The sequence below is a fragment of the Streptomyces sp. NPDC030840 genome (genome assembly GCF_055572015.1).
Genome location: NZ_JBVIEE010000031.1, coordinates 102,890 through 113,886, shown reverse-complemented (window position 1 = coordinate 113,886; position 10,997 = coordinate 102,890). Strand labels below are relative to the sequence as shown.

The 10,997-nt window shown below is 70.7% G+C and carries 8 protein-coding genes; 4 read left to right on the top strand and 4 right to left on the bottom strand.

The genetic code is table 11. The features are described 5' to 3' along the window. The first annotated feature begins 402 nt into the window (after window positions 1-402). Together ACZ49J_RS41045 and ptsP are read left to right on the top strand one after the other, a co-directional pair. Window positions 403-852, top strand: coding sequence for a PTS sugar transporter subunit IIA (locus ACZ49J_RS41045; RefSeq protein ID WP_467456161.1), 450 nt, complete (start codon window positions 403-405; stop codon window positions 850-852). Between the two features lie 77 nt (window positions 853-929). Beyond that, the gene (ptsP, locus tag ACZ49J_RS41040; RefSeq protein ID WP_467456163.1) at window positions 930-2,600 is read left to right on the top strand and encodes a phosphoenolpyruvate--protein phosphotransferase; all 1,671 of its coding nucleotides are present in this window, start codon (window positions 930-932) and stop codon (window positions 2,598-2,600) included. Between the two features lie 85 nt (window positions 2,601-2,685). Here the strand turns inward: ptsP and ACZ49J_RS41035 are convergent, their stop codons facing one another. After that, window positions 2,686-3,582, bottom strand: a complete 897-nt coding sequence (locus ACZ49J_RS41035) for a hypothetical protein (protein ID WP_467456165.1) — start codon at window positions 3,580-3,582, stop codon at window positions 2,686-2,688. A 91-nt stretch (window positions 3,583-3,673) separates the two neighbouring features. Further along, a complete protein-coding gene (locus tag ACZ49J_RS41030; RefSeq protein WP_467456166.1) occupies window positions 3,674-5,650 on the bottom strand; it encodes an acetoacetate--CoA ligase in 1,977 nt (658 codons plus the stop codon). A 213-nt stretch (window positions 5,651-5,863) separates the two neighbouring features. Here ACZ49J_RS41030 and ACZ49J_RS41025 point away from each other — a divergent pair, with 213 nt between their 5' ends. Beyond that, window positions 5,864-8,230: a glycoside hydrolase family 31 protein gene (locus ACZ49J_RS41025; RefSeq protein WP_467456167.1), complete on the top strand. Its 2,367-nt coding sequence runs from the start codon at window positions 5,864-5,866 to the stop codon at window positions 8,228-8,230. A gap of 1 nt (window position 8,231) precedes the next feature. Here the strand turns inward: ACZ49J_RS41025 and ACZ49J_RS41020 are convergent, their stop codons facing one another. Further along, entirely contained in the window at window positions 8,232-8,768 is a 537-nt protein-coding gene (locus ACZ49J_RS41020; RefSeq protein WP_467456168.1) for an NUDIX domain-containing protein, read from the bottom strand. 47 nt (window positions 8,769-8,815) lie between these two features. Further along, window positions 8,816-9,625: a M15 family metallopeptidase gene (locus ACZ49J_RS41015; protein WP_467456169.1), complete on the bottom strand. Its 810-nt coding sequence runs from the start codon at window positions 9,623-9,625 to the stop codon at window positions 8,816-8,818. 155 nt (window positions 9,626-9,780) lie between these two features. Here ACZ49J_RS41015 and ACZ49J_RS41010 point away from each other — a divergent pair, with 155 nt between their 5' ends. Then, window positions 9,781-10,881, top strand: coding sequence for a class I SAM-dependent methyltransferase (locus ACZ49J_RS41010; protein ID WP_467456170.1), 1,101 nt, complete (start codon window positions 9,781-9,783; stop codon window positions 10,879-10,881). The last annotated feature ends 116 nt before the right edge of the window (window positions 10,882-10,997 follow it).

Here is a 10,997-nt window from a genome sequence, read left to right as displayed (position 1 = left end):
ACGCTGTTGAGTTCTCAAGGAACGGACGCTTCCTTCGTACTCACCCGAGAGACTCTCTCGCGGCTTTCCTCCGGGCGCTTCCCTTCGGTGTTTCCAACACTATCAGCGTTTTTCCGTCTCCCTGACCACCGTCCTGCGGACATGCAGAAGGACCCAGAGAAAGGATGTGACAAGTTGGATGCTGCCGGACTGGGACACCTGATCGTGTCACTCGCCCCCAGGCAGGTGTACGACTCTACATCTGGGTCCGGAGGGGGCGCAAATCGGTGGCGAGGGGCTCCAGGACCGCCACCCCGTACGTCTCACGCGGAACCGGCAGTTCATATGACATACCCTGCTCCCCAGTGCGCCGTCCGGGACAGGCAGTGACGGCCCATATGAATCTCCCCTGGGAGGCTTCCCATGACCACCGTGACGTCCCCCCTAGCCGGGCGGGCCATCGGACTCGCCGCGGTACCCGACCCCGTCTTCTCGGGTGCGATGGTAGGACCCGGTACAGCAATCGACCCCGTGCGGGAGGCCTCCGAGGCCGTCGCTCCCGTGGACGGGGTCATCGTTTCTCTCCACCCGCATGCCTTCGTCGTGGTCGACGATGCCGGCCACGGCGTGCTCACCCACCTCGGCATCGACACCGTGCAGCTCAACGGTGAGGGCTTCGAGCTTCTCGTCACCAAGGGTGACACCGTGACGCGCGGCCAGGCCGTGGTGCGCTGGGACCCCGCCGCCGTCGAGGCCGCGGGCAAGTCTCCGATCTGCCCGATCGTGGCGCTCGAGGCCACGGCCGACTCTCTCACCGGACTCCGCGTCGATGGTGACGTCAAGGCCGGCGACGAACTCTTCGGCTGGCAGTGACAGCAGCGGCGTACCGGACTGCGAGTCGGACAACCACCGCGGCGGTTGGACCCGCCGCACTATCGGAGACGGGTGAGATGGAAACAACGCTGCGAGGCGTCGGCGTGAGCCACGGTGTGGCGATCGGCGAGGTTCGGCACATGGGGACGGCGGTCCTGGAACCGCCTGCCAAGCAGATACCGGCGGAGGAGGCGGAGCGCGAGCAGGGTCGCGCCCGCAAGGCTGTGGAAGCCGTGGCGGCCGATCTGATGGCCCGCGGCAACCTGGCGGGCGGCGAGGCCCAGGCTGTGCTCGAAGCCCAGGCCTTGATGGCGCAGGATCCCGAGTTGATGGCGGATGTGGAGCGCCGCATCGCTGTCGGCAGCACGGCCGAGCGCGCCGTGTACGACGCGTTCGCCGCGTACCGTGCGCTGCTCGCGGGCGCCGGTGAGTACCTTGCGGGTCGTGTGGCCGACCTGGACGACGTGCGGAACCGCATTGTCGCCCGGCTGCTCGGGGTGCCCATGCCTGGTGTACCGGACAGCGACGAGCCGTACGTCCTTATCGCGCGTGATCTGGCGCCGGCGGACACGGCGCTGCTGGATCCGACGCTCGTGCTCGGTTTCGTCACCGAGGAGGGCGGCCCGACCAGCCACAGCGCGATTCTGGCGCGGGCGCTCGGGGTGCCGGCCGTTGTCGCGCTGCCGGGTGCCGGTGAGCTGGCCGAGGGCACGGTGATAGCTGTGGACGGCAGCACGGGTGAGATCTTCGTGGAACCGAGCGCGGAGAAGAAGGCCGAGCTGGAGGCTGCCGCGGCCGAGCGCAAGGCGGCGCTGGCCGCTTCGACCGGCCCGGGTGCCACCTCTGACGGGCACAAGGTCCCGCTGCTGGCCAATGTGGGCGGGCCCGCTGATGTGCCGGCCGCCGTCGAGGCCGGGGCCGAGGGTGTGGGGCTCTTCCGTACCGAGTTCCTCTTCCTCGACGACAGCAAGAAGGCGCCGTCGGAGGAGAAGCAGGTCGAGGCGTACCGGCAGGTGCTTGAGGCGTTCCCCGAGGGCCGTGTCGTGGTGCGTGTGCTCGACGCGGGTGCGGACAAGCCGCTGGACTTCCTGACGCCGGCCGACGAGCCGAATCCGGCGCTGGGCGTGCGGGGGCTTCGGACGCTCCTCGACCACCCGGAGGTGCTGCGGACACAGCTCACCGCTCTGGCGAAGGCCGCGGAGGGGCTGCCCGTCTACCTGGAGGTCATGGCTCCGATGGTGGCGGACCGTACGGACGCCAAGGCGTTCGCGGACGCGTGCCGTGCGGCCGGGCTGAGGGCGAAGTTCGGTGCGATGGTGGAGATCCCGTCGGCGGCGCTGCGAGCGCGGTCGATCCTTCAGGAGGTCGAGTTCCTGTCGCTGGGGACCAACGACCTCGCCCAGTACACGTTCGCCGCGGACCGGCAGGTGGGCGCGGTGTCCCGGCTGCAGGACCCGTGGCAGCCCGCGTTGCTCGACCTGGTGGCGCTGTCCGCCGAGGCGGCGAAGGCCGAGGGCAAGAGCTGCGGTGTCTGTGGTGAGGCGGCGTCCGACCCACTGCTCGCGTGTGTGCTGACCGGTCTGGGTGTCACCTCCCTGTCCATGGGTGCGGCTTCGATTCCCTATGTGCGGGCGACGCTGGCGAAGTACACGCTGGCGCAGTGCGAGCGTGCGGCGGCCGCGGCGCGGGCGGCGGACACCGCCGAGGAGGCACGCAACGCGGCTCAGGCGGTGCTGTCCGGCGAGTGACACCGGGTAGCACCGCGCAACCGCCGGCGTGATCAAGTGGGTGGTCAGGGGCGCTCCGCCTTCGGGTGGGGCGCCCCTGGCGCTTTCAGTGGGCGTGGCCTCCCCTCATCGTGCCGGTGTCGCCGAGGTCGGGTGGGGCGCAGTAGTCGACGCCGGATTCCGGGGAGACGAGGTCACCGGATTCGATGTCTGTGCAGTAGGCGTCGAAGACCTCGCCTGCGGTGAGCGGGTCGAGGGCGTCCCCGCGCAGGCGCCAGCCGTAGACGCGATCGGTCGCGCCGGGAGCGCTGGTGCGCATGACGAGGCCGCCGGCGGTACGGGTGGCGAGGCCCACGGCCAGGATGGTGGTGAATTCCAGGCCTTCGGTTTCGTCGAGGTGGAGAGTGCCGTCGGGCTTCTCGTCCACCCACAGTGCCGCGACGAGTGGTTCGGGTGCGGCCGAGACGCTGCACACGAGGTGGCGTTCGCCCGGGCCCGCGGTGTCGAGGATGCGAGTGAGGAGATCGGTGGCCCGCAGGAAGGCGTCTCGCCCGATGTCCTCGCCGCAGGAGGCGCAGGCGCCGATGCCGGCGAGAAGTGTGGTCGCGTACTGCCAGGTGGCCTGCCGGACGGCCTCGTCGACGAGGTCGGGGACGAGTTCGTCGAGGGGTTGCCCTCGGTAGGGGACGCTGGGCCCCAGGGCGGCCAGTTCGGCGGTGTAGCGGGTGCGGCTGGCTGCGGCGTCGGGGTCCAGGCCGGTCTCGGTGCAGAACTCCGCGTACTCCTCGGGGTCGAAGAGGGCGACCGTGGTGTGGCTGCCCTGGGACGCGAGCGTCCTGAGCAGGCCCTCCACTTGTCGGAGGTAGGTCGCGTGGTCGTCGAAGGCGAAGGTGCGGTAGCGCCGCATCGCCGTGAAGTCGTGCTCGTCCGTGAGCAGGCCGATGGTGCCGGCGATCTCGCGGCGCAGGACGCGTCGCATGGTCCGGTGCCGGGTGTGCGTCATTCTTCCCCCTGTGCTGTGCGCAGTCGATCAGTGCTCACTCACAGTAATCAGCAGCACTGACAACGCCCGTCGGGCCAGGGGGCGAGGGGGGTCAGGTGCGCTTGCGTGCCAGGTCCTCGTAGAAGCGCAGCAGGTCGACGTTGTCGATCGATCCTGGGTTGACCGCCTTCTCCAGTGGCGTGCCCTGGAGAAGGCGCTTGACCGGGACCTCGATGCGTTTGCCGGTCAGGGTGTGGGGGACTCCGGGGACCTCGATGACCTCGTCTGGGACATGACGCGGGGAGAGCTGTTCGCGGATGATCTGTTTGATGCGGTTCAGGAGGGTTTCGTCGAGGACGGCTCCGGGGGCCAGGTGGACGAAGAGGGGCATCCAGTAGCCGCCGTCGGGCTGTTCGATGCCGATGACGAGGGATTCCTTGATCTCGGGGAGACGCTCGACGGCTTCGTAGATGTCGGCCGAGCCCATGCGGACGCCCTGGCGGTTGAGGGTGGAGTCGGAGCGGCCGTGGATCACGACCGAGCCGCGTGAGGTGACGGTGATCCAGTCGCCGTGGCGCCAGACTCCGGGGTAGGTGTCGAAGTAGCTGTCGTGGTACCGGGTGCCGTCGGGGTCGTTCCAGAAGTGGATGGGCATGGACGGCATGGGGTTGATGACCACGAGTTCGCCGACCTCGTCGGTCAGGGGTTTTCCGCTGGGGTCCCAGGACTGGAGGTCGGTGCCGAGACTGGGTGCTTGGAGTTCGCCGATGTGCACGGGGAGTGTGGGGACGGCTCCCGCGAAGCAGGAGCACACGTCGGTGCCTCCGCTGACGGAGGCGATCCACAGGTCTGCTCCGGCCTCCGCGAACTCGTCGTGCAGCCAGCGGAAGCCGTCCGGCGGCAGCGGTGAGCCCGTGGTGCCGACGCACTGCACCCGCGAGAGGTCGTAGTCGCGTGCGGGGTGGACGCCGGCCTTGCGGCAGGCCATGACATACGCCGCGGAGGTGCCGAAGAGGGTGGCTCCGGCGCGTTCGGCGACGCGCCACTGGGCGCCGGTGTCGGGGTACCCGGGGCTGCCGTCGTACAGGACGATCGTGGTGCCGGTGAGCAGGCCGGAGACGAGGAAGTTCCACATCATCCAGCCGGTGGAGGTGTACCAGAAGAAGCGGTCGTCGGGGCCCAGGTCGCAGTGGAGGCCGAGCTGTTTGAGGTGCTCGATGAGGATGCCGCCCTGGGACTGGACGATGGCCTTGGGGAGGCCGGTGGTGCCGGAGGAGTACAGGACCCACAAGGGGTGGTCGAAGGGGACCTGCTCGAAGACGGGTTCGATGTCCGCGGAGGTCAGCGCGGACCACTCCAGGGCGCCGTCGGGGGTTTCTGTGCCGAGGAGCGGGATGTGGACGACGGCGCGCAGGGTGGGCAGTTCGCGGCGGAGTTCGGCGACGGTGTCGCGGCGGTCGTGTTCCTTGCCGCCGTAGCGGTAGCCGTCGACGGTGAACAGGACGACCGGTTCGACCTGCTGGAAGCGGTCGAGGACGCTTCGGGCGCCGAAGTCGGGCGCGCAGGAGGTCCAGACGCCGCCGACGGCGGCCGTGGCGAGGAGGGCCACGACGGCCTGGGGAATGTTCGGGAGGTATCCGCTGACGCGGTCTCCCGGGCGTACGCCGAGGGTGCGCAGCTCAGCGGCGAGGGAGGCGACCTGGCGGCGCAGCTCGGCCCAGGTCACCGGGCGCGGCTCATGGGATTCGTCGACGTGCAGGAGGGCTGGTTCGTCCGTGCGGGTGGTGGCGGCGCGGAGGGCGTGTTCGGCGTAGTTGAGGGTCCCGCCGGGGAACCACTGGGCGCCTGGCATGGTGCGATCGCCGAGTACGCGCGCGTAGGGGGTGGAGAACCGTACGCCGAACCACTCGGTGACGGCTTTCCAGAACGTGTCGAGTTCGTCGACGGACCAGCGGTGCAGGGCCGGGTATCCGCCCTCGGCCGGGGCGCCGTGGTGCTCGGCGGCCCAGGCGTGGAACTTCGTGATCTGGGCCCGGGCGATGCGTTCCTGATCGGGCTGCCAGAGCGGTGCGTCGTTCGCTGAGGTCATGGGGCGGCTCCCGGGGTTCTGCGCGTCGTGTGCGGCTGTCGCGCACGGGCTGGGGTGCGCGCGTACGCGGCTGACACGGACGATGCCATGTGATCGACTTCTACACCAGGGTGCGCCGCACATGGTCGGCGCCGTGAAGATGTGCCCTCACCACGGGTGAACGGCAGTTGAACGACTCACCACCATGGGTGAGCAAGTGGCAGGGTGAGCAGCATGAGCGGTCGTGACCTGGTGCGTTCGGTGAAGGCGGTCGGTTCTGCGGGGGCGGCGCAGGGTTTTCGCGCCGTGCGGGCCGCGTGGCGCAGGCGGCGTGCCGATGCCGCCGGGCTGCCCGAGCGGGGGGCTGAGCGCGCGCGGGTGCCCGGGCCCGTGCGGGAGGCGGAGCCGGGGCCCGGTGGTGGGGTCGTCCGGTTCGCGCGATCCGAGCTGCTGATCACGGTCACCACGAGCGGCGCCGTGTTCTGGGGCTGGGACGGCGCCGGACCGGAGCCCTCGTACGCGCTCGCGGACCGCTGCCCGGAGCCTGATCCGCGGGCCGTTCTGGAGCCGGACAAGGACGGTGCGTGGCGGGTGGTGGCGGAACGCGTCACGATCGTCGTCTCGCGGCACGGAGCCATCGAGGTGCAGACGCCCGGCGGGGTGCTTCTGCGGCGGGAGCTGCCGCCGCGCTGGTGGGAACCTGCCGGTGGGGGCGGGGCGCGCTGGATGCAGCGTTCCGAGGTGCCGGCCGACGCGCGGTTCTTCGGTCTGGGCGGGCGCTCGTCGGGGCCCCGGCTGCGTGACGGAACGTACCGCTTGTGGAACACCGACCCCGGACACACGTTCGTTCCTGGTGACGATCCTCTGTACATCACCATGCCGGTACAGATGGTGGTGGCCGACGCGGGCACTCACCTGCTGTTCCATGACACCTCGTGGGACGGCACCGTGGTGTTGCGGGAGGGCGAGGAGGGCGCCGGTTCCGGGCACGACCGTACCGGGACGAGCGAGCTGCGTGTGGACGGTGGCCCGCTGCGCTGCTGGATGATGGTGGGTACCCCCGCGCGCGCGCTGCACGCCTGGGCGACGCTCACCGGGGCGCCCGCGCTGCCGCCCGCGTGGGCGCTGGGGCACCATCACGCGCGGTGGGGCTTCGGCAGCGAGCAGGAGGTGCGGCGGATCGTCTCGGGTTACCAGGAGCACGATCTGCCGCTGGACGCGGTGCATCTGGACATCGACCACTTCGACGAGCACCGGGTGTTCACGGTCGACAAGGAGCGCTTCCCGAAGCTGCCTGTACTCGCCGAGGAGCTGCGCCGGGACGGGATCCGGCTGGTGTCGATCGTCGATCCGGCGGTGCGGGCCGAGCCGGGCAACGCGGTGTACGACAGCGGGACGGCCGAGGACGCGTTCGTGCGGGACGCGGCGGGCCGGCCCGTGGAGGGCGTCGTCTGGGCCGGGGAGTCGGTGTACCCGGACTTCACGCGCGCGCGTGTGCGCGAGTGGTGGGGCGGGCTGTACGAGGAGCGGCTGGCGCAGGGGTTCGCGGGGTTCTGGCACGACATGAACGAGCCGACGTCGTTCACGGCCTTCGGGGAGAACACCCTGCCCCGGTCGGCGCGGCACGATCTGGACGGCCGGGGCGGTGACCACCGGGAGGCGCACAACGTGTACGGGCTCTGTATGGCCCGGGCCGGGTACGAGGGTCTGCGCAGGCTCGTTCCCGAGGAGCGGCCGTTCGTCTTCTCGCGCTCCGGGTGGGCCGGTATGCAGCGCTACGGGGGGACCTGGTCGGGGGATGTGGCGACGGGCTGGCCGGGGCTGCGGGCGTCGTTGTCGCTGGTGATGGGCCTGGGCCTGTGCGGGGTGCCGTATTCGGGCCCTGATGTCGGTGGTTTCGACGGGAGCCCGTCCGCGGAGCTGTATCTGCGGTGGTTCCAGCTGGGCGCGTATCTGCCGCTGTTCCGTACGCACGCGAGTCTGCGGGCGGGGCGCAGGGAGCCCTGGGAGTTCGGCGAGGAGGTACTGGGCCACGCGCGCGTGGCGCTCGTCGAGCGGCGCCGGCTGCTGCCGTACTTCGTGACGCTGGCGCATGTGGCACGGCGTACGGGGGCTCCGTATGTGCGGCCGGTCTGGTGGGGCGCGCCCGAGGACCGGGCGCTGCGCGACTGCGAGGACGCGTTCCTGCTCGGTGACGATCTCCTGGTGGCGCCGGTGCTGGACCCGGGTGCCGACCGGCGGGCGGTGCAGCTGCCGCGGGGGCGCTGGTACGACACGGTGACCGAGGAGGCGTACGAGGGGCCGGGGCAGGTGCTGATCGAGGCGCCTCTGTCACGCATCCCGGTGTTCGCGCGCGCGGGTGCCGTCCTGCCCGTCCGGGGCGCCGACGGCGGTCTGGAGCTGGAGGCGTGGGCGCCGGAGCGGGGGCGGGCCGGGGGTGGGCTCGTGGTCGCCGACGCGGGCGACGGCTGGGACGAGCCCGAGGTCGAACGGTATGTGACGCGCTGGAAGAAGCGGCGGGTGGTCGTGGAGCGGGAGAGGAACAACGGACGGAGGGAGCCCGCCCACCCCGTGCGGGTACGCGGGCTCGCCCCGTCGTGACTCAGACGTAGCGGCCCTCGAAGAACGCCTGGACCGCCAGCGTGTGCAGCGGGAAGGCGAGTTCGGCCGGCCTGTGCAGCAGGTGCCAGCCCTCCGTCTCGTCGGTGGCGACGGACGGGGGCAGACCGGCGGCCGGGCGTTCCGGGAGGAGCCCGAAGAGGAGGAGGTGGCCGTCGGGTGAGCTCATCGCGTCGGCGAGGCGGACGTCTCGCTCGTGAGCGTCGATGCCCGTTTCCTCCTTGAGCTCGCGGACGACGGCGCCGCGCCAGTCCTCGCGTTGCTCGATGAACCCTCCGGGCAGGGCGGTGCCGCCGCGCGCGGGGGCGATGGTTCGGGTGATGACGACCAGGGCTGTGCCCTTGGTGTCGTACACGGGCTGCAGCGCAACCGCTACGGGCAGCGGGTTGCGGTAGGCGACCGTGTGGCAGGCCGGGCAGGTGCGGGGCCAGCCGGAGACGCCCTCGCCGTAGGGCGCTCCGCAGCTCGAACAGTGGGAGTCCGGCGCGGAGTTGACGTTGGGGTGTTGAGTTGCGGACACGCGGCGGACTGTATCCGATCACGTGGAGGGCGTCTCCTGCGGGCGGCTCAATCAGCGGGAGTGAGGGATTTGCTGGTCACCGGGAAGTCGAAGTAAGTGTCCGGATAGGACTCCGGCTTGTACGTGAAGTGCCACCATTCCTCGGGCAGGTTCACGAACCCGAGGGCTTGCAGAGTGTCCTTGAGGAGCTGCCGGTTGGCGCGTTGTGTGCCGGTGATCCGCGGGTCGTCCGTGTGGGAGAGGGTGTCGAAGCAGTCGTACCCCGTGCCCATGTCCACTGAGTTGTCGGGAAACCGCTCCCTCTGGGGGGCGTAACAGGGCACCAGCGGCTCCCCCGGGTGATACGGCCGGGTGGGCCTTGCGGGGAGTTCCACTAGGGTGAGGTCCACGGTCGAGCCGCGGCTGTGGCCGGACTTCTCCGCGATGTAGCCGTCGGTGAACAGGCGGGTCTTGTCGACCTGGGGGTAGAACTCGGTTTTCATCCGCTGGTCGTCGAGGTCCTTGGCCCAGCGGACGAAGTGGTCCACGGCCCGCTGGGGCCGGTAGCAGTCGTACACCTTGAGTGAGTAGCCCCTCTGCAGGAGTTCCGTCTGGGCCTTGTGGAGTGCTTCGGCGGCGGGGCGGGTGAGGATGCACAGCGGCTGCTGGTAGCCGTCGACGCGCTCGCCCACGAAGTTGTGCGGGGTGAAGTAGCGGATGTCCTGGAGGATGGTCGGGTCGACGGTTCTGAGGGCTACGAAGTCCTCCGGGGCCCTGGGTTCGGCTGCCGCCCGGGCCGCGGGGGCCGTCAGGGCCAGGGCGAGCAGGGACGTGGCGGCGGCGAGCAGGGGGCGCAGCAGTACCGCAAGTCTTTTCATGCCCCTCCATCTACCAGTCGGCCGGGTTCTCCGACAGAGGGCCGTGCGCGGAGGGCGCACGCCCGTCGTGCGTACGGGACGGTCGCGTGCTCTCGCGGGTGGTACGGCCCTGTGGGACGGTGACGGTACCTGGCACGTCTGCGGAGGTCGGATCGATGATGAGCGTCCCACCGGAGCACACTCCGGATGCCGAACGTCTGGCTGAGGAGATCGTCACGGGGCTCCGTGCGGCGCTGGAGATCTTCACCGTCGACGTCGGTGTCCGCCGCGGTCTGTACGAGGCGCTGGCCTCGCACGGCCCCATGACGCCCCGTGACCTGTCGAAGACGTCGGGTGTCCACGCCCGGTACGCGCGCGAGTGGCTGGAGCAGCAGGCGGTGGCCGGCATCCTGACCGCCTCCGGGGCCCCTGGGGCCGGCGGCTACGAGCGGCTCTTCGAACTGCCCGCCGAGCACCGGCGGGTGCTGGTGGACCGGGACGACCCGCTGTACCTGGCCACGGGTCCCCAGTTCGTCGCCTCCCTCGCCGAGACCCTGCCCGAGTTGCTGGAGGCCTTCGCGACGGGTGCCGGTGTGCCGTACGAGCGCTACGGCCGGGGAACCCGCGAGGGCATCGCGGGGCTGAACAGGCCCATGTACCGGCCTGAGACGGTCGGTTCCTGGGTCGCCGCCATGCCGGATGTCCACCGGCGGCTGACGGACGGTCCCCGCGCGCGCGTGCTCGATCTCGGCTGCGGACTGGGGTGGTCGACGATGGCGCTGGCCCGCGCCTTCCCCGGTGCGCGGCTCACTGGTGTCGATCTGGACGCCGTCTCGGTGGACGAGGCCCGGCGCAACGCCCGGGAGGCGGGGCTGGACGATCGGGTGGCGTTCGCGCGCACTGATGCCGCGGGGGTCGACGTGGACGGTTCAGTGGACCTGGTCACCGTGTTCGAGGCACTGCACGACATGGCCGATCCGGTGCGGGTGCTGACCTCGGTGCGTCGGCTGCTGGCGCCCTCCGGCGCGGTGCTGATCGCGGACGAGAAGGTGAGCGAGGAGTTCACCGCCCCGGGTCCGGAACTGGACCGGATCAACTACGCCTTCAGTGTGCTGCACTGCCTGCCCGCGACCCGCGCGGAGGGCGCCAAGGTGGAGGCCGGCACCGTCCTGCGGCCTGACACGGTACGCGCGTACGCGCTGGAGGCCGGGTACGGCGGTGTCGAGGTGCTGGACGTCGAGCACGAGCTGTGGCGCTTCTACAGGCTCAGTGTGTGAACCGCCGTCGTCCGACGCCCTCCCGCCGTGGCGGACGGCACTGAGGGACGGCCGGAACCACCCCCGTGGGCCCCGGCCGTCCCTCCTGATACTGCGACGCCGTTGAGGCGCGGTTG

Excerpts from the sequence above, each read along its gene's own strand:
- ACZ49J_RS41045 (WP_467456161.1), top strand. The coding sequence starts at position 403 with ATGACCACCGTGACGTCCCCCCTAGCCGGGCGGGCCATCGGACTCGCC.
- ptsP (WP_467456163.1), top strand. The coding sequence starts at position 930 with ATGGAAACAACGCTGCGAGGCGTCGGCGTGAGCCACGGTGTGGCGATC.
- ACZ49J_RS41035 (WP_467456165.1), bottom strand. The coding sequence starts at position 3,582 with ATGACGCACACCCGGCACCGGACCATGCGACGCGTCCTGCGCCGCGAG.
- ACZ49J_RS41030 (WP_467456166.1), bottom strand. The coding sequence starts at position 5,650 with ATGACCTCAGCGAACGACGCACCGCTCTGGCAGCCCGATCAGGAACGC.
- ACZ49J_RS41025 (WP_467456167.1), top strand. The coding sequence starts at position 5,864 with ATGAGCGGTCGTGACCTGGTGCGTTCGGTGAAGGCGGTCGGTTCTGCG.
- ACZ49J_RS41015 (WP_467456169.1), bottom strand. The coding sequence starts at position 9,625 with ATGAAAAGACTTGCGGTACTGCTGCGCCCCCTGCTCGCCGCCGCCACG.
- ACZ49J_RS41010 (WP_467456170.1), top strand. The coding sequence starts at position 9,781 with ATGATGAGCGTCCCACCGGAGCACACTCCGGATGCCGAACGTCTGGCT.